Annotated in this window: 21 protein-coding genes and 1 other RNA gene; 15 read left to right on the forward strand and 7 right to left on the reverse strand. The window is 55.8% G+C overall.

The features are described from left to right. Nucleotides 1-189: 189 nt before the first annotated feature. A complete protein-coding gene (locus tag BN4575_RS21910) occupies nt 190-567 on the reverse strand; it encodes a hypothetical protein (RefSeq protein ID WP_141689869.1) in 378 nt (125 codons plus the stop codon). A 378-nt stretch (nt 568-945) separates the two neighbouring features. On the opposite strand from BN4575_RS21910, the gene radC reads away from it, so the two are divergent. From radC to BN4575_RS18510, 6 genes are all read left to right on the forward strand, one after another. After that, nucleotides 946-1413 (forward strand): RadC family protein, encoded by a 468-nt coding sequence (radC, locus tag BN4575_RS18495; RefSeq protein WP_060389230.1) that lies wholly within the window; start codon nt 946-948, stop codon nt 1411-1413. Further along, the gene (locus BN4575_RS18500) at nt 1410-1778 is read left to right on the forward strand and encodes a DUF2787 family protein (RefSeq protein WP_005345165.1); all 369 of its coding nucleotides are present in this window, start codon (nt 1410-1412) and stop codon (nt 1776-1778) included. The genes radC and BN4575_RS18500 overlap by 4 nt, the downstream gene beginning before the upstream one ends. A 5-nt stretch (nt 1779-1783) precedes the next feature. Further along, nucleotides 1784-1924, forward strand: coding sequence for a hypothetical protein (locus BN4575_RS22115; RefSeq protein ID WP_021230273.1), 141 nt, complete (start codon nt 1784-1786; stop codon nt 1922-1924). Further along, on the forward strand, nt 1921-2064 hold the full coding sequence (locus BN4575_RS22120) for a hypothetical protein (protein WP_005345168.1): 144 nt from the start codon (nt 1921-1923) through the stop codon (nt 2062-2064). The genes BN4575_RS22115 and BN4575_RS22120 overlap by 4 nt, the downstream gene beginning before the upstream one ends. A gap of 241 nt (nt 2065-2305) precedes the next feature. Further along, nucleotides 2306-2857: a recombinase family protein gene (locus BN4575_RS18505; protein ID WP_042650354.1), complete on the forward strand. Its 552-nt coding sequence runs from the start codon at nt 2306-2308 to the stop codon at nt 2855-2857. A gap of 26 nt (nt 2858-2883) precedes the next feature. Beyond that, on the forward strand, nt 2884-3690 hold the full coding sequence (locus BN4575_RS18510; RefSeq protein WP_068979289.1) for a hypothetical protein: 807 nt from the start codon (nt 2884-2886) through the stop codon (nt 3688-3690). A 278-nt stretch (nt 3691-3968) separates the two neighbouring features. Here BN4575_RS18510 and BN4575_RS18515 read toward each other — a convergent pair whose 3' ends face one another. Continuing rightward, nucleotides 3969-4151, reverse strand: a complete 183-nt coding sequence (locus BN4575_RS18515) for a hypothetical protein (protein WP_021230269.1) — start codon at nt 4149-4151, stop codon at nt 3969-3971. Between the two features lie 269 nt (nt 4152-4420). On the opposite strand from BN4575_RS18515, the gene ffs reads away from it, so the two are divergent. The 3 genes from ffs (at nt 4421) to BN4575_RS18530 (ending at nt 7225) form a co-directional block, all read left to right on the forward strand. Then, an RNA gene (gene ffs / locus BN4575_RS18520) (signal recognition particle sRNA small type) lies at nt 4421-4514 on the forward strand. 84 nt (nt 4515-4598) lie between these two features. Continuing rightward, a complete protein-coding gene (locus tag BN4575_RS18525) occupies nt 4599-5738 on the forward strand; it encodes a site-specific integrase (RefSeq protein ID WP_068979290.1) in 1140 nt (379 codons plus the stop codon). A gap of 395 nt (nt 5739-6133) precedes the next feature. Further along, nucleotides 6134-7225, forward strand: a complete 1092-nt coding sequence (locus BN4575_RS18530; RefSeq protein WP_218060779.1) for a M14 family metallopeptidase — start codon at nt 6134-6136, stop codon at nt 7223-7225. Nucleotides 7226-7433: 208 nt separating this feature from the next. Here BN4575_RS18530 and BN4575_RS18535 read toward each other — a convergent pair whose 3' ends face one another. Together BN4575_RS18535 and BN4575_RS18540 are read right to left on the reverse strand one after the other, a co-directional pair. Further along, nucleotides 7434-9257, reverse strand: coding sequence for a response regulator (locus tag BN4575_RS18535; RefSeq protein ID WP_068979291.1), 1824 nt, complete (start codon nt 9255-9257; stop codon nt 7434-7436). An 8-nt stretch (nt 9258-9265) separates the two neighbouring features. Further along, nucleotides 9266-9757, reverse strand: a complete 492-nt coding sequence (locus tag BN4575_RS18540) for a molybdopterin-dependent oxidoreductase (protein WP_042020835.1) — start codon at nt 9755-9757, stop codon at nt 9266-9268. A gap of 377 nt (nt 9758-10134) precedes the next feature. Between BN4575_RS18540 and BN4575_RS18545 the strand changes: the two genes are divergently transcribed. The 6 genes from BN4575_RS18545 (at nt 10135) to BN4575_RS18565 (ending at nt 16344) form a co-directional block, all read left to right on the forward strand. Continuing rightward, complete coding sequence (locus BN4575_RS18545) at nt 10135-10485, forward strand: STAS domain-containing protein (RefSeq protein WP_042020833.1); 351 nt, start codon at nt 10135-10137, stop codon at nt 10483-10485. Beyond that, nucleotides 10482-10898: a hypothetical protein gene (locus BN4575_RS21365; RefSeq protein WP_083221077.1), complete on the forward strand. Its 417-nt coding sequence runs from the start codon at nt 10482-10484 to the stop codon at nt 10896-10898. The genes BN4575_RS18545 and BN4575_RS21365 overlap by 4 nt, the downstream gene beginning before the upstream one ends. A gap of 18 nt (nt 10899-10916) precedes the next feature. Further along, entirely contained in the window at nt 10917-13022 is a 2106-nt protein-coding gene (locus BN4575_RS18550) for an SLBB domain-containing protein (RefSeq protein WP_083221078.1), read from the forward strand. Nucleotide 13023: 1 nt separating this feature from the next. Next, nucleotides 13024-13692, forward strand: a complete 669-nt coding sequence (locus tag BN4575_RS18555) for a tyrosine-protein kinase family protein (RefSeq protein WP_068979293.1) — start codon at nt 13024-13026, stop codon at nt 13690-13692. Between the two features lie 58 nt (nt 13693-13750). Beyond that, complete coding sequence (locus BN4575_RS18560; protein ID WP_068979294.1) at nt 13751-15241, forward strand: SpoIIE family protein phosphatase; 1491 nt, start codon at nt 13751-13753, stop codon at nt 15239-15241. A gap of 101 nt (nt 15242-15342) precedes the next feature. Next, nucleotides 15343-16344: a glycosyltransferase family 4 protein gene (locus tag BN4575_RS18565; protein WP_068979295.1), complete on the forward strand. Its 1002-nt coding sequence runs from the start codon at nt 15343-15345 to the stop codon at nt 16342-16344. A gap of 522 nt (nt 16345-16866) precedes the next feature. Here BN4575_RS18565 and BN4575_RS18570 read toward each other — a convergent pair. Genes BN4575_RS18570 through BN4575_RS18580 form a run of 3 tightly spaced genes read right to left on the reverse strand, consistent with a single transcriptional unit; the run spans nt 16867 to nt 19839 of the window. Further along, a complete protein-coding gene (locus BN4575_RS18570; protein ID WP_042020824.1) occupies nt 16867-17502 on the reverse strand; it encodes a sugar transferase in 636 nt (211 codons plus the stop codon). Next, complete coding sequence (locus BN4575_RS18575) at nt 17499-18692, reverse strand: glycosyltransferase family 2 protein (protein ID WP_068979296.1); 1194 nt, start codon at nt 18690-18692, stop codon at nt 17499-17501. The genes BN4575_RS18570 and BN4575_RS18575 overlap by 4 nt, the downstream gene beginning before the upstream one ends. A gap of 31 nt (nt 18693-18723) precedes the next feature. Then, nucleotides 18724-19839 (reverse strand): glycosyltransferase, encoded by a 1116-nt coding sequence (locus BN4575_RS18580; protein WP_068979297.1) that lies wholly within the window; start codon nt 19837-19839, stop codon nt 18724-18726. Nucleotides 19840-19947: the final 108 nt, after the last annotated feature.

The following is a 19947-nucleotide window of genomic DNA, read 5'->3' on the forward strand; positions in this document are numbered from 1 at the left end:
ATCATCAATGCAGAGGGATGGCCAACCTGCTGGCTCGAGTGAAACACTTCATGGATACCGTGTCTCCTTTCCCCGGGAATGGCTATGGCACAGCGAAGGTGTAGCACTATTAGGATCAGTTATTTAGCTGAATAAAAAGCCCTTTCCTTTAAGTCACGGGGAAAGGGCCAGGTTAAAATTCAGCAGCTATTAGTTATGTGGATTCCGCAGGGGACGCCAGATATACATAGACAACTCTTTTGGATTGCTTGATGGTAGAACTCCTGGATCATTCGGCTCATAGCCATAATGATCCATCATTTCAACTAATGAATAGAATTGATGTTCTCCGTTGACGTCTGTGAATGTTCCGTCATATCGCTGAATGAACAACGGATCTCGATTTTCTCCGACTGAACAGACTGGTAAGCTGAATACCATTACCTCCTCATTTTTTGTCTCAGAGAGATATATACAATATCCAATGATAGGGGTTCTTGCGATAATTACTTCATGGTTAGAATTTGGCTTTCCAATTGTATAGCCAAATTCACCATGTTGAGCAGGACTAAAATGTGTAATTTCCATGACAGTTCTCCTAAGTATTAAATAAAGGGGAGCAGTCAAATGAATTTTTGTAAAGACGCTTTTCGTTTCAAAAAGCAGGGTAAATACATAAACCTCACTTGTTAATTAAGTGGGCATGTATTTATTAATTTTATAGTTATTATAACAATGTTCATGCATTCATTATGTTCTGCTTATTCTCTCGTGACGTTGTCGAGAGAGATCTAAAGTTATCACTTTGTATTAATAAAATTCGTGATTCAGATCGGAAATTTTTAAGAAGGTGCCTTAAATATATTTCATCACAGCTTAACTTATACCAGCTTCATTCGGGATCAATAACACGGAGATATATTGGCATAAGTAACTCGTGTACCCAAATGATGCGAGGTTACTGTTATGACACACCACTATGATGATCACCCCGGACAGGGCGATCACATCATCAATCAGGCATTGGCCATTCTGGAAAGCCGACAGCGGCATCTGGGCCATGCCTTCACTCAACCCAAAGCGGCAGCAGACTTCCTTCGGCTCAAGATGGGGGAGTACGAGCGGGAAGTGTTCGCCGTCATGCTGCTCGACAATCAGCATCGGTTACTCGATTTCCAGGAGCTGTTCTTTGGCACCATCAATGCGGGCACTATTCATCCCCGTGAGGTGGTCAAGGCGGCCCTAAACAGAAACGCCGCAGCGGTCATTCTGGCCCACAATCATCCCTCCGGTATGGTCGACCCTTCAGACGCAGACAAAGCGATTACTACTCGTCTCAAGGATCTGCTCGAGATGGTAGACGTGCGAGTACTCGACCACTTTGTGGTGGGACAGCACGACATCGTCTCGTTTGCCGACAGGGGGCTGCTATGACCCCATCCAAACCGCTACAGGCCCTGTTCGCCAAGTTAATCGACCTCCACCCCGATGCCACTGCCCTGACCCTCAACTTCCGCAGCCCCGATTATTCCGCCGACACTGGTGGTTACCGTCCGGTCGAAATTCGTCTGGAGAAACGGGCTGGGAGCTGGGGGATGGCCTATGTCACCGAGTTCACTTACCTCGGTGGCGAGCTGGTCAAGGATCTCGATTTTGACTTCAACGCCGGGCTGGCCTCACAGCTCTGGTGTGGAGAGCGGCCGCTGGCCACCACCATGGACCTCTACCGGCTCTGGGAGAGGAACTTTCTCGACTATCACCGGATGGAGGTCTACCGCCTGAAGATAACCCCTGAGTAATCGTTATGAATGACTTCATGAAAACTTTGCTGCTGGACGCCTTGAAGGCAGCCCTGACGGCGTTCGCGTCTGTCATCGTCAACGCGATGATGGCCCGCTACATGCCGCCACACTTCTACAACATGAACGAAGAGGACTACCCATGAACAAAATGATCCTGACCTCGGTGACTCTGGTTGCCATTGCAGGGGGAACCCTGATGATCCGCCTAATCGCCCGTGACAAGGCTCACGCTGAGGAGCTGGCCAAGGTATTACGGATGCCTGGCGGGGCGACGCGTCATTGAGATCCCCCGGTCGGCACACAGTATGACCATTAGATAAAGCAGCCAGAGTCATCTGGTTGGCTACCCTTGCGGGCCCTCCATCACGGAGCGGCCCGTTTTCATTTGTATCACTGGCACAGGTCAATAGACCAAGGCCATGTGACGCGAGCGAAAGTAGGACTTTTTGCCGGTCACATGGGTTCCTTTGGACCTTTTGACAGGTCGCGTCAGTGTACCTTGCCCTATTGACCAGGAGGAGACCATGGCACTGGTGGGATATGCACGTGTCAGCACTGTGGGGCAGAGCCTGGATGCCCAGCTTCAGGCTCTGGCCGAGTGCAGCAAGATATTCCAGGAGAAAGTGAGCGGGGCCAAGGATGACCGCCCTCAGCTCTCGTTGATGCTGGATTTTGTTCGTGAGGGAGACGTAGTGATGGTGACCAAGCTGGATCGCTTGGCTCGCAACACTCGCCACCTGTTGGAGATCTCGGAGTACCTGCACGCTAAGCGGGTTGCTCTGAGGATTTTGAATCTGGGTATCGATACCTCGACACCGACCGGAAAACTGATGCTGACCATGATCGGTGCCATCGCCACGTTTGAGCGGGAGCTGATGCTGGAGCGTCAGGCAGAAGGGATTGAGCTGGCTAGGAGACGTGGGGTCTACAAGGGCCGCAAGCCGACAGCCATGGCGAAGGGGGATGAGGTGCAGGCGCTCGCAGCAAGAGGGCTCGCCAAGGCTGAAATCGCACGTCGAACGGGGATCAGTCTCTCCAGCGTTCAGCGGATCTTGCGTGGGCTGTCTGGCGAATGAGTGGTTTTGACAACAAGGATAACGACATGGAACAAGAGAAGACGAAACAAGATTCTGGCCGGTTCTTCGAGCAGAGGGAAACTGCATCGACACAGGTCGCGGGCAAGTGGGCACGTTATCGCGATTGGCTAAAGCACTCTGTGCGATTAGAACTTCCATCCAATTCAACCGAGGTCAATAACAACCCCTATCTGCGGGGAGGGATCTGCAGTTATAACGCCTATCTCTCGGGCATGCTGAGGGCTCACCTGTGGGGATTGTGGCTGACGGCACTTCTCGTGCTCGCCTGGCAGTTTCTATTGCCTCGAATGGACCTTGTTATTAACCACGATGCGGGGCTCTGGATCATCATGGGCACGGTTGTAGTTGGGACATTGCACTGGGCCATTCTGGTCTTTATTGGCTATGAGAAACGCCTCCAGGCAGCCGCACTCACAGACCCATTGAGCCGCATGATTGGCGTTGCTATCGTTACGATTACTGCGGCGGGAGTGATTCTTGGCTGGTATCTCAGTATCGAACGGTCGGCATGGTTCGCTCGCTTTGCCGAACATTCGAGAATTAATGCTGAGGTCTATGGACGGGGCTTTGATGTTACGGCCAAGACGGCAGAGCAGTTGTCTTCAATGGGTTACGATTCATGGATATTGGCAGGCCAAGTGATGGTCTACGTTGGCTTGGCTCTACTCTTCTTGATCCCAAGTTACCGCAACAGCGATAACCTTGCAGAGGAGATGAAAGAGGAGATTGGGAAGGTGCAGGGATATCCTACCCAGATCTTGTTATTGTTCCATTTGCTTCTGCTGTTTCCGGCAGTGGCGATTCTGGCCTAGTAGACTTGAAGGAGCTCACATCAGAGCTCCTTTTCTTTAGCAGGTATGCAAGGCATCAAGCCGGTAGCGGTGCTTGGCTCGGCAACCACGGCACCATGATTGTATCCTGGTTACACCAGCCATCCGCCTGAATCCGAACTCTCCTGCTCGATAGAACACATGAACGCCAGCCTGTTCTGAACAGTTCGGGCAGCTTTTGAGTTTCTGCCCATTTTGATGGAACACAACAGAATGATTGAGGGGCTGGCCACAAGAGCACTGGTCGGTCATCGATGAACTCACTTACGGCGGTTGTCGGTTTCTTTGGCTACCCCTTTGAAGGGCTCCCCACCTTGTTTCTGCTCGATAAACTTGCCGCTATCCGTATCGCGTTTCGTCCAGTTCCCGTTAACCGGGTTCTGAACTTGGGTACGGTCGTTGACGGAACCTTGTCGATAGCCTTTGCCTGTGTTCGTAGCCATATGTCACCTCGGGTTTAAGTGAGACCCAAAGTTACCATTAGATTTCATTTTGCTCAATATTGGGTTGATTGTTGAGCTGTCGAGGGAGGGGATGGGGTCTGTAATGAGGTGCTTGCAGGGTACGGGGGAGGGCGGGTAGGATTGGCCTGTTTGTTACCAATTTAAGCATGTCCACTTGATGTGGATGACCGTACTTGCGGCGGATTCTCGCTTGTTGAGGTTTCAGAACACTGTGATGGCAATCAGTTCCATCCCCAAGTGCCTGATTTATTTGGGCTCGCATTGATAACCCGTCGACCTGGTCAGGACCGGAAGGTAGCAGCCAAGGTGGGGGACTCGAGTGCCGGGATGTGGCTGGTAGGGCCACCACTTGTTTCTGCAATTCAATAAGTTACCTTTCTAAAGCCCTTGGTCATCCACTTTGTGTGGACGACAAGGAGCTCATCAATGAATCTCTGGCTCAGTCCCCACGGCATCTGGTATTACCGGAAAGTCACCACGCTCCCCTGTGGTCGTCGTAAAGAGATCAAAAAACCCCTGCATACCCGAGATAAGCTTTGTGCACGCCACAAGGTGACTCAGCTGCTTGCCTGCGTACGTTCCAGACCCAAGCCCATTCAGTTGCCTGCAGACGTCAATGTTGCCCCACATGAGCAATCAGTAGCCCAGCCGATGACTCCGGCGGCCAAACCGCTTGCTCCGCTCCTGTCGGTCCTGAGTGACCGCTATCTGAAAGAGAAGGCCCTCTCTTGGGCACCGAAAGAACTCAGCAACCAGAAGAACTACATCGGCTGCTTCATCAAGGCGCTGGGTGATAGACCGGCTACTGACTATGCGAAAGCGGATGTGGTCAAGTTCAAGGAGGACCTGCTGAACTCCGGCAAGAGTCCGACCACCATCAACAAGTATCTCCAGAAGCTCTCCCTGCTGTTTAACTGGCTGGCTAACCATCAGGAGGGGGTCATCAACCACTTCGCCGGATTGAAGCTGCAGCGAGCCAAGGAGGTGAACTCACGGAGTGGGTACACAGCGGAAGAACGTCGCAAGTTTATCGGGTGGGCTAAGCAGCAAGAGCCCCACCGTAGGTGGATTGCTCTGCTGGGTCTGTTCACCGGAGCTCGTGCCAACGAAATCTGTCAGCTCTATGCCGATGATGTGCAACAGGTTGACGGTATATGGTGCCTGAATATTCGCAGTGGACGGCCAGACCAGAAACTCAAGACGGCCAACAGTGCTCGTCTCGTTCCTCTCCATCGACACCTCCTCCAGAGCGGTTTCATCGAGTTTGTGAAGGAGAGGCGAGGGGGACGCCTCTTCCCTGAACTTCCCCATCGACAGGACGGTTACAGCCACCTGTGGGGGCAGTGGTTTAGCCGCCATCGTCCTGTAGATAAGGACTTCCACAGCCTGCGGCATACCGTGGGGGCAGCACTCAAAGAGCACGGAGTGCCATTGCAGTATGCGGCGGCGATCTTGGGTCACACCAACGGGGCGATCAGCTATGACCGATACGGTGGGGATGTCTCGCTGGATAAGCTCCATGAGGTGATAGAGACCGCCCTCTCATCCTTTTCTGATGCCAGTTAAAAGGGGGAGCCTGCCTAACTGCTGAAATATCGGCAGATCTAAGAACTTTTTCTACGAGATTTCATACAGGAAAAGTTCTATAACTAGCTGAAATTTCAGCAGATTGGCTGCTTGGTTTGGGCCCTTTGCCTTTGTTGGCGGGCAAAACGGGAAAATCAAAAACGGCAGATGTGATTTGGTTTTGTGGTCTTGCATGTCAGCACAAGGGAGAGTGGATTCATTCGTCTTCAATGTGCCCAAGACTATGTCTTTGCATCACATTTCTTCTAACCCAAAGTAGATACTCGACATATCTCCTTGATAGCTTAGTCACCTCGACATGTTTTAGCCTTGGACTGCCTGCCAGCTTATCGAGTCGGGATTTACTAATCATATTGAGCATCATGGAGAGTCGTATGCGTTATGTTGCGTTTGCTGTTGGATTAGCACTTTTTGGTTCGGTTGCTCAGGCTGCAACCCAATACACCGGCGATAAGGTCCAAGGCGTGCCAGTGATCTCGGCCCTGGATGTAGCAGATCTTGCTACAGGTCAGCACCGCTTTATGTTTGAGGGCGTCGAGACCGGAACCGGTCAGCGTTGGTATGTGCCGATCATGGTGGCCAAAGGTGCTGCTGATGGTAAAAAAGTATTGCTGCAGGTAGGCGTACATGGTGACGAGCTCAATGGTGTCCGGATCGTGCAAAAGGCGATGGCACAACTTGATCCGGCCAAGATGAAAGGGAGTGTTATTGGTGTGATTGGCCCCAATCGTTCCGGGCTGGAGCGTGTGTCACGTACTTGGGCGATCTCGACCGATGGTGGCGATGTGATCGATTACAACCGGATCCATCCAGGTAAAGAGGCAGGTAATTCCCCCGAGCGTCAGGCGTGGTTGATGTGGAACAAGATCTACAAAGGGAATGTCGATTTGGCCATCGACTACCACACCCAGTCTACCGGAACTGCGTACCCACTCTTTATCTATGCCGACTATCGCAATGCGGATGTGAAGACCATTGCTGAACTGTTCCCCGCTGACCAAATCAAAAAAGATCCTGGTGAAACCGGCTCGATGGAAACGACGTTTGTTGAGAATGGTATCCCGGCGATAACCGCAGAAGTGGGCGAGCCGCGCGTGTATCAACAGGACATGATAGATCGTGGGTTGCAGGGGGCTTTAAACGTATTAACCCACTACAAGGTGATAGACGGCAAGCTGGGTGCAACCGCCGAGAGCCACAAGGCATATATCGGTAATGAAATGAGCTCGATCCGGGCAACAACGGGTGGTTTTGCCGAGATCCTCGTCAAGTTGGGGGACGATGTGAAACAGGGGCAGAAAGTTGCGTTGCAGCGTAATGCCTTTGGGGATGTGGTGGCTGAATACACAGCGAACATGGACGGCAAAGTGCTCGCAGTGGGCACTGATGCTGTTCGTGAACCTCGTGCGTTACTGGTTCGGATATTGGGGAACAATCCCGCTGAAACCTGCACCAACGGCTGCTGAGTCATAGCGACATCGAATGGGCATCTGGCACAAGTCTGTCGTAGATGAACCCGCAAATGATGCCTGTTGGGCATAACGTGAAAATTAACCAATGAGGGGCCTGCGGGCCCCTCGTTCGGTTAGAGGGGGACGGGTCCAGGTGGAGGCAATCCGCCATCCACCCAAGCCCCTGCCCATGGCATACGGTTTTTGACCCCAACACTGGGCGCTATCCATGACGAGGGTGGGTGTGATTGCGCTGATACAGGCCCCGTGAGACTTGTCTGTTGATCTCGTTGAGCAGGGTTTCTTTATTGATCGGTTTGGTGATGTAGCCATTCATGCCGTGTGACAAGTAGTACTGCTTGGACTCGGGCATGGCATCGGCGGTTAAAGCGATAATGGGGATAGTTGCCCACGGGTGCTGGGAAGTCCGAATGTGTGTGGTTGCTGCCAGGCCATCCATGATGGGCATCTGTACGTCCATCAGCACCAGATCAAAGTCAGCGTCAGCCAGTTTCTCCAGCGCTTCAGCCCCCTGTACGGCAAGGGTGACCTGATGGCCAACCGAGTCGAGCATGGCGCCAATCACCTTGCGGTTGGTGGCATTATCATCCACCAGCAAGATACGGTAGCGCTCTTGATCCGCAGGCTTGGCGGGCAGGCAGACAATGGAGGGGGTGGTGGCTTGCGCTGGCCAGATATAGGTAAATAGGCTGCCTTTTCCCTCTTGGCTTGCCACCGAGATATCTCCGCCCATCAGTCGTGCCAGGTTGCGTGATATTTCAAGGCCCAAACCGGAGCCACCATATTGACGAGTAATAGACACATCTGCCTGAGCAAATCGCTGAAACAGGTTTTGCAGCTGGTACTTGCTCATACCAATGCCGGTATCCTGGATCGCTACCCGTATGGAGTAATGTTCCTGCTCCAGCCTGGTGCTATCAATATGGATGTTGACTTCGCCCTGATGGGTGAATTTGATGGCATTACTGAGCAGATTAAACAGGATCTGGCGTACTCTGAGCGGGTCGATCATCAACCATTCGGGGGTATCGTCGGCAATGGTGAGGGTGAGGGTGATCCCTTTTTCATTGCAGCTGCTTTGTAGCAATGCGCGAATATCTTCCAGCAGTTGTGGCAGGTGATGGGGGGTGAGCTGCAGCTCTATCTTGCCTTCTTCCAGTTTTGAGATATCCAGAATGTCGTTGAGCAGGCCGAGCAAGTGGTTGGCAGACTCGCGTGCTGTCTCAAGGTAATCCCGTTCCCGGGGGGCCATATCGCGATCGGCCAGCAGAGAAAGCATCCCGAGAATGCCATTCATCGGGGTGCGGATCTCATGGCTCATATTGGCCAAAAAGCTGCTTTTGGCTCGGGTGCCCGCCTCTGCCTCGCGGGTAGCCCGCGTCAGCTTATCATTGAGCTGCTGCATCAGTTTGTGTTGCTTCGACGAGATATTCATCTGCCGCGAGATTAACAAGGCCAGTATGAACAGCAGGGAAAATTGCAGGGCGGCGATCAGGGTGGTGGTGATGATCTGCTGTCTGACATCGTCACGACGCGCTACGTCAAACAGGGTGGCCTGTTGATTCACCTCCAGGGTCAGTTGATGCAACAAGGGAAGCAACAGCGCCAGTTGCTGATGTAATTGCTGATGAGCGGCAGGCCCTAACGGTTCAGCCCCTTCCGGCCCCAGCCAGCGATCGGCCAGCGCAATATAGTGGCGGATCCCCGTGCTGGCTTGCTGGTAGATCGCGGTTTGCTGTAGCAGCGAGCGATCCTTGCTCTGCAGAATAAGGTCCATGCGGCTCACCAAAATATCGTATCTGAGTTGATATTTGGCTTGCGGCTCATGGCGTAGCGAATTTTGAAAGCGCAGGGCTTCGTTGTAGAGCTGGAAGTAGTTCCACATCACATTATCTTCACCCTGGCTGGTGCTGCGCTGCAGATCCTGAAATTGCCGATATTGAATCGTGCCAATACCGGCAAAGGCGAGCAGCAATACGCACAGCACCACCGCCAGAAAACGCTGACTCGCCGCCAGGGATCGCATGGTGGGACCTACTCGACCTTGATCTGGCTGATCTGCCAGATGGCGCGACCGTAATAGAGCTTGTTGCGCAGCTCCGGATACTGATCGAATGGATAGATGAGAAATAGTGGGCCTTTATCGCGGATCGAGAGCGGTTTGCCATCGATGGTGCGGGCGAGGATCACCTGGTATTGCGCGGCATCACTGGCGGGCACCTGCACCGAGTAGTCGTTGAGTGCGGTGATGGTGAGTTGCGTGCCATTTGCTCCGACCTTGGCCAGAACGTCTTGCAGCCGCGGGCCGCGAAACGTCTTGGCCTTGTCATACCAGGGGGTATGGGTGTTGATTTCATACTGGGGCAACTGGTCCAGCATGGCGCTATCCCACAGATAAAACGTGTGATGAGTGGGGCTTTCGATCGCTCCCTCTACCTTGAGCAACGCATCTTCAAGGGACGGGGCGGCTTGTGTGATGCCGCAGAGGGCGCCCAGCAGTGGTGCGATATAAAGGCCTAGTCTCATAACATCCTCCTTGAACCTGTTCGATGATGACACGCAGAACAACCACTGTTGCTCCCGGTAACAGGAGGCAAGCAAAACTTGGGCCGAGTTACATATCACGTGTATCACCGCATTTTTAAGGCGAGTTCAGTCTATCTGTGGTCTTTGGTGACAGTTGTCGTTGCAGTTTGCAAGGAAATACGCAGTCTTGTTGCAAATTGGTAACTGAAATTGGGTTTGAATGTGTAAAGAGTAGGGTGGGGGGAGTACCATATGGAGAGCATGACGGGCTATCCGGTCGACTAATCTGGACTCGGCATAACACTTGCAACACGACAGCTGCAACGTGGCGGGTGCGATGACAGTGAACAGTCCGGGATATAGACAAGGAGTTAACCATGGAAAGTATGACTTACACCCTTAATGACACTCAGGTTGTGGTACTGGAAAATGAGTTCGATGCGATGGCGGTCAGTGCGTTGCGTCCGTTGTTCGAGGAGCTGGCTACCTATCATGGCAATGTGTTGGCAGATATCAGCGATGTGCACTTTATCGACTCGTCAGGGATCGGGGCATTGGTTTTTCTCTATAAAAGACTGATTATGAACGGGCATCAGATGGCCCTTGTTTGTGGGCCAGGTCAACCCCACGACCTGTTGGAAATGTTACATATAGACAGGGTGATCCCTTGTCATGACACGCTCAAAACCTATATGCGTGCTCGTAACATGATGGCGGCCGCATCATGAAACGATGGGGGCTATTGCTGTCATCTATCATGCTGTCGGGTTGTACTCAGTGGCCACCTGCGGGTTATGGCGGACTGGCCGAGGTAAGACCGACGCGTATTCCGGTGAATGAGGATGAACGAAAAGTCTGGTCTCGTTATGATGAGGCTCAGAAGACCCTTGATTCGCAGATTGTGCAGTTACAGCAATCTCATCTAAGGGAGTGTATGCCTGCTGAGCTTAAACAATTACAATCACAACGCATTGATATCGAACGGGATATGCATGGTCGGCTCTGGTCTGAGGTCGGTTGGCGTCAGACAGTGTTGGCACAGTCACTACAAAAAGTACGTTTGCGGCTGCAACAAACCACCGTTGCGGGCTGTAGCACTGATTGGTCAGGGCTCCCCTTGCGACAATGGGGGCAAACGTAACAGACAAAAAGGATGTCTATGAAACGGGGCGCTATCGAAGGATTGATCGGTTTTTTCTTGCTGCTATTTACTAGCCCGTTACTGGCTTCCTCCTTACTCGCTCCCGGTGATCGGTTGGCCATCGTGCAACCCGGTGAGCCTGCCTTTGATCAGCCTTTCCAGATCAACAAGCAAGGGGAGATTACGCTACCTGAAGTTGGCACTGTGGTAGTGGGGGGGAAGACTCTGCCACAGGCAGATGAGCTGATCCGCAGCGCCCTCACACCGGTTTACAACAACCTCTCTCAATTGACCGTCACCTTGCTGGAGAAGCGGCTGCTGATCAGCGTGATGGGCTATGTCAAAAAACCCGGCAGTTATGATTTGGCCCCTGATGGCAACGTACAGATGGCCCTCGATGCCGCTGGCGGTCTGGTCCCTGGGGCCCAGCTCAACAATATGCAAGTGCGCCGTGGCAGCACGGTCTCGAGTTTTGACTACAAGCGTTATCTCGATACCGGCGATGCCAGCGTGTTGCCGCCGCTGCAATCCCTTGATGTGGTGTTTGTGCCCGCATCCCCGTTGATCGGCAACGTACAGATCGATTTTGATGCGGCGACCCTGGCGGCTGGCGGGGATGGCGATACTGGCAAGGCGATCAAGGTGTTTGGGGAGGTCAACAGCCCCGGTGCCTTCAGTTTCAAGAGTGGCAACTCCATCGTGGATCTGCTGATGCGGGCCGGTGGGGTGACCCGTTTTGCCGGGGTGGAGCGGATCCGGGTGATCAATGGCGATGCCCCCGAGCTGTTCGATCTCAAAGCCTATCTCGACTCCGGCAACAACAAGCTGCTGCCCAATCTGGCACCGGGCGCCACCATCTTCGTGCCCAAGGATGAAGAGCAGATAAAACGGGGTGCCCGCACCATCTACATCATGGGCGAGGTGTTCAAGCCCGGCGCCTATGAGGGGCGGGAAGGGGACTCCTTCCTCGATATACTGGCCAATGCCGGTGGCCCGACCCGCTATGCCGAGAGTCGCCAAATCCGCTTGCTGCGCACCGATGGCAGTGTGGAGCCCATTGATCTGCAGGCCTATACCGAGGGCCTCCAAAAGGCATTGCCACAAATAAAACCCGGTGACGCGATCTTTGTGCCAGAGAAGACCGACATTAACGAGAAGTCCTGGTTAAAGGTGGCGCCCGGACGGGCGGTGATGGTGATGGGGGCGGTGCGTATCCCGGGTCGTTATGAATGGTCTGATGAGATGTCGCTGCTGGATCTGATAGCTCACGCCGGTGGCCCCAGCGAGCGGGCCGATATCGCTAAAGTCCAGATCCTCACCTCCGAGGGGGGCCAGGCCACGCCGACCCTGTTTGATCTCGACAAGTTTCTCCATCAGGGGGGGGCGCTGGCCAGCCTGCCCCGGATCCGTGCGGGTTTTACCATCATGATCCCCGAGCTGCCCACCGATCCCAGCGATAACAAATCTCAATGGGTGCGCCAGTCACCGGACAGCTCCATCTATATCTTCGGCCAGGTCGGCGCGCCGGGGCGTTATGCCTTTAATGACCAGCTGGGGTTCATCGATATCTTGTCGGCTGCCGATGGGCCAACGGCGGCCGCTGATCTGCGCAATGTGCGCATTGCCCACCGCAATGGCAGCACGGCGCGGGTCAGCAAGCTCGACCTTGCCATGTACTTTGAAACCGGTGATGAAACCTTGCTGCCCAAGGTGATGCCGGGCGACTCCATTTATCTGCCAGAGAAGAATCGCCCCTGGCTGGATGAACCCAAGGAGAACACCATTCGGGTACTGGGGGCGATTGCCCGCCCCGGTCGCTACCGCTTTGACTCTTCCATGACCCTGCTGGATCTGCTGGCTGAGGCCGGTGGCCCGACCAACACCGCCTATATCAAGAAGATCGTGGTGATCAACATGGCCACCAGCGGGCAGGGGGATCAGGCCCGCAGCTTTGATCTCGATGGCTTTGCCAAAGAACCCGACTTTAGTCAGTTGCCGGTGTTGCGGGCGGGGGACACCGTCTTTATCCCTGACAGCAAGAGCAGCAACTGGGCGATTTTCATGGATGGGATGCGGGATATTCTCACCACGATTTCGGTGGTGGCGCTGGTCGGGACCCTTTGATATGAGCATCCCCATTCAATATCTCGAGCTGGAGTCGCTCTACGCGGCGACTCTCGCACGGGGAATACGCTCGCTGGCCATTACCTCTGCCGAAGGGGGGGAAGGGGTCAGTTCTATCTGCGATGCGCTAGCCAGACGAGCAGAAGCCGATGGACTTCGCACCCTGCTGGTGGATCTCAATCTTTATCACCCGGGGCGTGCGACGGCGCTCGCCTGGGGGCCCAACGATGTGCCCGAGCCGGTAGCGCATGGTCGTTCACTCTCACTGTTGCCTGCACCCGGTAAAGATTTGATGGCGTTTCGCAACAAAGATACCTTGCGCCAACTGCTGCAGCGCTGGTTCGAACATTACGATGTGGTGATCTTCGATACCTCCCCCCTTAATGCCCTCAATCGGGGCAACATTCCTGCCGATCAGGTGTGTGGCGCCTGTGACGGGGCGTTGCTGGTGGTGTTGGCCGGGGTCACTCCGACCAGCTCCGTGCAGAGTGCGGTGGATAAACTCACGCGGGCCGACGCCAATCTGGTGGGGGCGGTTTATAACGACAAGCTCAATCCGGGCCTGGCCAGCGAGATCCTGCGGGAACTCAACCGGCTGCCCAGTAACCGGGTGACCGAATGGCTTAAACGCTGGTGTCGTCGCAGTTCGCTACTTAACTTCCGGATCTGATCGGGTGCAGTAGGAGCGGGTGGCGAGTGTGTCTGGAGATGGCTGATGGATAGCGTGTATGGATGATTGGTTGCGATCTGCCCCTGCCAGTTTGCAAGCGGTACGTGAACTGCGCCACCGGCTGGCACAAGGGTTGTCCCTGTTTCAGGTATCCCAGCAGGAGCAAGCCAACTGGCTGCTCTGTTTCAGTGAACTGGCGACCAATATTGTCCGCCATGCCATGCCGCCTGCCACTCAGCTGTGGCTCACCCTGAAACAAGACGAGCAGGGCTTGATCCTGTTGTTGGAGGACGATGGCGGGCCCCAGCCCACCCTTAGCGCTATGCCGTTACCCGATGAGCTGCAAGAGGGAGGCTATGGACTCGCCCTGGTGCACCAGCTGTTTGCCGAGGTGCGCTTTGCCCGCGAGGGGGAGCGCAATCGGGTCACCCTGCGCCCTCATGCGGTGATCAAGGCGTTACCCGTGATTGCCGTCATTGATGATGACAAGGTGATGCGCGCCCTGCTCACTGCTTATCTGCAGGAGCACTACCGGGTCGAATCCTATGCAGATCCCGACGCGGCCTTGCAGGTATTGGGAAGACAGCCGCCCGCCATAGTGCTGTCCGATATCGAGATGGAAGGTATCGACGGTTTTGCGCTGCGTCAGCAGCTGATGAAAGATCCCAAGATGAAGGGGGTTCCCTTTATTTTTCTCACCGGCCATCAGGATCAATGGACCAAGAGTCGTGCCGGTGCCTTGGGTATCGACGATTTTCTGGTCAAACCCATCACCAAGCAGGACTTGTTGATGGCGGTTTCGCGGGTGCTGCAACGCTCGCTGCAGCTCAAATCGCAATGGGGCGAGCAGCTTGATCAGCGGATGACCTCGGCGCTGCGTCCGTTATTGCCCGCCACCTCGATAAACGGATACCCGCTGGCGTTGCAAACCCGCGCGGCCACCGTGGGGGGCGGGGACTTTCTACTGGTCAAAGATCGGGTGCTGTGGCTTGGGGATGTGATGGGCCACGATGCGGAAGCCAAGTTTTTTGCCCATGCCTATGCCGGTTATTTGCGTGGTTTGCTGACCGCGCACGATCTGGAGCGCGCCCCCGCACGCTTGCTGACCATTTTGTCCAACGCGGTCCACAGTGATCCCTTGCTGGGGGCCACCCTGCTTACCACCTTGTGTATCGAGCTGGGTGACGAGGGGCGGGTGCAGTGGGCCAGTGCCGGTCATCCTGCCCCCTGGCTGATCGGGCCGGGCTCGGTGCGTCAGGTCGGGGTGACAGGCCCCTTGCCCGGTTTGCGCCCGGATCCCCATTTTGTGACCAATCAGCGTCAGCTTAAACCGGGAGAGCGCTTGCTGTTCTGGACCGACGGCTTGCTCGATAGCCGTGATGCCACCGAGCGTCAGCAGTGGGAAGATCAATTGCGGACATTGTGCCTGACGCCCGAGCCGAGCCTGGAGCGGCTGGCCCAGCGTATTGCCAACTGGTTTGATGAGCGGGCCGAGGGGGCCGCGCTGGATGATATGACCCTGTTACTGCTCGCTTATCCCGCCGCCTGATCCTGCCCTTCCTTGGTGTTGCTGGCCCGCTCTATGCATATCTACAGCAGTACGCAGTCGCCATGTTGCACATGGCGTGGAGCCACACGAGGAGGGCGCTTATGTTACCAACACAGCCGATCTTGCTTGCCATCGATGCCCGTCAAGTAGGCGGGATCGAGGTGCACATTACCCATTTGGCGCGCGATCTGCTGAGCAGGGGCCTCAACCCGACCATAGTGCTGGTGAGCAACCACGGAATGACCCCCTTTATTGCGCTGCTCAAGCAGCAGGAGCTGCCTTATAAGGTCTGTCGCAACAGCCGTGATTTTGTGCAGACGTTGGCGAGCCAATCCGGTGATGTGCTGGTTCACACCCATGGTTACAAGGCCGGGATCCTCGGTCGTCTGACCGCCTGGTGCAGCGGAAAATCAGTAGTCTCCACCTTTCACAGTGGTGATGAGGGGCAGGGGTTACTGAAGTTTTACAGCTGGCTGGATCGGGTCACCGCGGGTTTTGCGACCTGTATTGCAGTGAGTGAGGCGATTGCTCGCAGATTGCCAGTGCCGAGCACGGTGATCAGCAACTTCGTGCCGATGCCTGCGTTGCCGGCATCGGTGCAAGGCAATCGCATCGCGTTTGTTGGCAGACTGTCAGCTGAAAAGGGGCCTGCGAGCTTTTGCCAGTTGGCGGCGCTTTGTCCCGATGGCGAATTTCATCTCTACGGTGATGGGCCATTGAAAGATACCTTGTGGCAGCAATATGGTGACCGTGTGCAGCTCCACGGTTTTCGGCAAATGGCCAACGAGTGGCACCATATTGATCTGCTCTGTATCACCTCCCGGTTTGAGGGGTTGCCGCTGGTGGCGCTGGAGGCGATGGCCCACGGTATTCCGGTCTGTACCTTTGCGGTGGGTGGCCTGGTGCAGCTGATTGATAACAAGTCCAATGGCTGGCTGGTGGAGCCCGGCCATGTGCACGACATGGCTGAACTGGTCAATTATTGGCTGCGCAGTGATGAGGTGGTGCGTGGCAGGATGAGTCAGGCGGCACGCAGAACCATAGCGCGCGGTTACAGCGTCAATCACAGAGTGAGTGATATTCTGGCGCTCTATCCCCTCTAACCAGCCCGTGAGATTGACCAATGCGAGTGGCCTGGCCACTCGCTTTTTTATGGGCAATAGGTCATGAGTCATGAGCGTGCGCAGCGATCTTGATTGGCTGGCGTCTTAACGGGCTGTCACCTGCGGTAAAGGGTGGTTACCGGAAGGTGCCATCGCGCTTGATCCGCCGTGTGTAACCGCAGAAGTGCGCAGTCTCAAAAGTGTGCCGCCGCAGCGTGGCGAAGGCCCACCACCTCTACCGCGCCCCCGATTGAGGGTGCTGTGGTATCGAGGGTAGAGGGCTATTTAGGGATTCCTTTGGCGGGTGCTTTGCACTGCCGCTGATTGATGGTGGCGCAGTGGCATCGAGGGTAGCGAGCCATTCGCCCCTTGGTGGAGGCTGTGCTGGCAAGGGGCTGACACCATAGCGCTACATGGTTGCGAGGGGATCAAGAAAAAGGCCATTGCATCAGCAATGGCCAGCGCTATCTGGTTGGGATGTGGTGGCTGGTGGGGATCGTGAATCCACCAGTAGGTTGGGGCTCAGCGGCCCTTCTTGCCGACCATGATGGCAATGGTCTTGCCGATGATCTGGAGGTCTTGCACCAGCCAGCGCCACGGGTGGAGCAGGGCGACCGAGTAGGCCAGATCAAAGGCCAGCTTGCTGCGCACGTCATCGAGTGACTCATCATAGCCCTGATTGACCTGCGCCAATCCGGTAATGCCGGGGGCCACTTCATAGGTGCGTTCGATAAAGAACGGCACCGCATCTTCAAGCCGGTTGGCGATGCCGGGGCGTTCTGGCCGGGGGCCAATCAGCGACATCTCCCCCTTGAGCACATTGAGAAATTGCGGCAGCTCATCGAGCCGGGTTTTACGCAGAAAATCGCCGCTTCGGGTGATACGGCTATCCCCTTTACCACACCAGACCGGGCCTGTCCCCGCCTCGGCATCAGCCCGCATGGTGCGAAACTTGATCATAAAAAACAGCTCGGTATGGCTGGCGTGGCTGCGGCCAATCCGTAATTGGCGAAAGAACACCGGACCCGGACTATCGAGGCGGATAGCCAGCATGATCAGGGGCCACAGCGGCAGTGTCAGCAACAAGCCAAGGGATGCACCAGCCAGATCCATGATGCGTTTGACCACCAGGGTCACTGTCGGGATGGGGTGTTTCATGCTGCTCTCTCCTGAGTGGTGGAACGGATCAGTGTGCGCAAGCCGTAGTGGAGGGTGCCAATGCCGTTGTACCAATGGCCAAGCACCAGATAGTGGATAGTGCGAAGCGGGCCGGGCCAGCGGTAATTTGGGGTCAGCTGGATCAGTCCCACCAGGGCATAGCCCAGTAGTTGTGCGGCAAGTACGGCGCCAAAAAAGGCAGATGCAGTAGCCAGAGGGATAGCGCACAGCCACAGCAGCATCAGGCACAGGGGCATCAATACCCGAAGCCCTTTGCCACTGGCAAAATTAAAAGCCACCCAACCAAATTTGGGGTGCAGCAGCGGCAGCAGACGCAGCAGTTGCTGGGTATTGCCAGCCCCGATCCGCTTGCGCCGCACCGCCTCAAGGGCGGCATCAGATACTTCCAGCTCCAGTGCAGCGCAGCGATTGTCATAGACCGCCTTGTAACCCTTGGCGATGGCCTGCATCGGCAGGATGAAATCGTCGTTGATGGTATCGCTCGCCAGCGGAGTCAGGCAGTGGCTGCGGATCACATAGAAAGCACCATGGGCGCCCAGCATGCTGCCGAGGGCCGACTCGCACAGCTTGATCTGGCTCTGATAGCGCCAGTAGTGCTCTTCACCCTCGGAACCCGCTTGCCAGAACCGGTAGGCTTCGCCCACCACCCCCACCTTGGGATCTTGAAAATGGGCGGCGGCCAGCAGCAGGCTATCGATGGGGAGCAGGGCAGAGACATCGCTCAGGGCCACCAAATCGCTCTTGACCAGCGCCATGGCATCGTTGAGTACCGCGACCTTGCCGCGATTGAGGTCGTGATTAAACAGCCGGATCTGCAAATGCTGCAGGGCCGGATCCCCGAGTTGGAGCAGGGCAATCGGATAGCTATCGTCGCTGCAGCCATCGAAATGCACATGTACCCACAGCTTGTCGGCGGGGTAATCGAGGCTGGCGAGGTTTTGCAGTTTGGCCGCGATGGTCGCCGCCTCGTTATAGACCGGCATCAGCAGGGTGATGGTGGGGAGCGTCCCATCGCCATGGCTGTTGTTAAGGCCACGGGTCATAGGTTGCGGATGCGGGGTGATCTGACGAGCCCGCTGACCAAAATATTTGAGCAGCAGGGGGTAGCCAACATGGTGGTAGACCACCAGCGCTGCACAGAGCCAAAACGCCATCATGTACCACTCCATGGGATGCTCCTTTAATCCGGTAGCCGTCTGCTTAACGGCGGTAAAGTGCCTGATAGGCCTGCGCCATCTGGCTCAGGCTGCCTTGCTGGCAGACAAACTCGCGGGTGACTGCGCGCAGGCTACTGGAGTTGAGCAACCCCTGTGCCAGAAGTTGCGCCAACAGCTGCGGGTCTCGTTTATCGAACAGATAGCCGCTGGCCGGACAGACTATCTCGACCGCCGCGCCAACGGCACTCATCACCACAGGGACGCCGCAGGCCTGGGCCTCCAGCACACAGAGCGGCATCCCTTCTGCCAGTGACGGCAAGCAGAACAGATCCAGCCCCTGATAAAAGCGCGGCATCTGCTCAACCAGCCCGAGGAAGTGCACGCGATGGGCAATGGCTAACTCTTGGCACTGCTGCTGCAATGCATTTTGCAAACTGCCGACCCCTGCCAATGCAAGATGCACCTCTTCCGGCAAGGCGCTGAGCGCCTCCAGCAGCAAGCTATGGCCCTTGACCGATTCGAGGCGCGCGGCGCACCCAATCAATTTGACCCCTTGCGGCAGCCCCATCTCCTGACGGGCGAGGGCGGCATTGCCCAGGGTAAAGCGCTGTTCATCGATGCCATTCGGGATCACCTGTGCGGACAACTGCCCCAGCTTGGCCTGCAGCTGGTTGGCCACCGGGGTCGCATCCGCCACCAGGGTCGGCCTGAAGGTGCGCAGCCCCAGACTGGCCAGGGTACGTTGATGAGGGTCATCGAGATACCAGGCGTCATGTTCGGTGTGCACCAGGGTTGTCACTTGCGCCAAGCGACTGGCCAAGCCGCCATAGAGCAGGGGGCCAAGATGGTGGGTATGCACCGCCCCCGGTTTGAGTTGCCGTAGCAAGCGGGTCAGCCGCCCGAGGGTGGTCAGGGACCAACCGGCCGGTTTGGCCAGACAGTGGATCCGCGTGGCGAACGGGCGCAGGGCCGGCCATGCCGCCAATACCGCCGCCTTGTCCCCCTCAAGGGAGATGATATGCATCGGTTGGTGGCCCGCATTGGCCTGGGTCAGGTTGAGCACCATGGTCTCCAGCCCACCGGGCTGCAGGTGCTGAACGATTTGCACCACCGCCGGTTGGCGCTCTGATGGGATTAGGGGATCGGACGATGGCAGCATGGTGAGCACTCCTGCACAGGGAGGGGGCGCGGCCCCGGACCACCGGTTAATGCGAATCTTGTACCACTCTTGCCGTTCGCTAAGTCAGTGCCCGGCAATCACGGGAGC

This window comes from Aeromonas sp. EERV15 (genome assembly GCF_900079845.1).
Lineage (GTDB): Bacteria > Pseudomonadota > Gammaproteobacteria > Enterobacterales > Aeromonadaceae > Aeromonas > Aeromonas sobria.